Origin of the sequence: Thermomonas alba (genome assembly GCF_022419205.1) — a bacterium.
Taxonomy (GTDB): Bacteria; Pseudomonadota; Gammaproteobacteria; order Xanthomonadales; family Xanthomonadaceae; genus Thermomonas; species Thermomonas alba.
On the sequence record NZ_JAJOZU010000045.1, the window covers coordinates 1 to 576 of the forward strand.

Genomic DNA, 576 nt, shown 5'->3' on the forward strand with positions numbered 1-576 from the left:
ACCGGGGGGAGTGCCTTCAACATCAAGGCCGCCTCGATCCGGCTGGGCAACTTCAGCGAAGAGGAAACGAAGGCACTGTGGCTGCAGCACACCGAAGCCACCGGCCAGACGTTTGACCCCGCGATCTGGCCCGAGCTGTGGGAAGACACGCGGGGGCAGCCGTGGCTGGTGAATGCCTTGGGGCACGAATGCACCTGGCAGGACAAGGAGCTGCGCAAGAACCGCAGTCTGCCGGTGACGCTGGAGCGCTACAAGGCCGCGCGCGAGCGACTGATCCAGAGCCGCGCCACGCACCTGGACCAGCTCACCGACAAGCTCAGAGAGCCGCGCGTGCACCGCGTCATCGCGGCGATTCTCGCCGCCGACGACCGCGACACTGACGCCCTGCACAACCAGGTGCCGCTGGACGACCTGCAATACGTCGAGGATCTGGGCCTCATCCAATCCCGCCCGCAGTGGAAGATCGCCAACCGCATCTACCGCGAGGTGATCCCGCGCGAGCTCACCTACACCACGCAGACCCGCATCACCTACGAGCAGGCCTGGTACGTCCGTCCCCAAGACCGCCGGCTCGAC

1 protein-coding gene is annotated in these 576 nt (G+C 66.5%); it reads left to right on the forward strand.

All coding sequences use genetic code 11. The annotated features are described in order from the left end of the window. On the forward strand, positions 1–576 hold a 576-nt coding region (locus ML342_RS11665; protein ID WP_240127186.1), incomplete at both ends, for a hypothetical protein.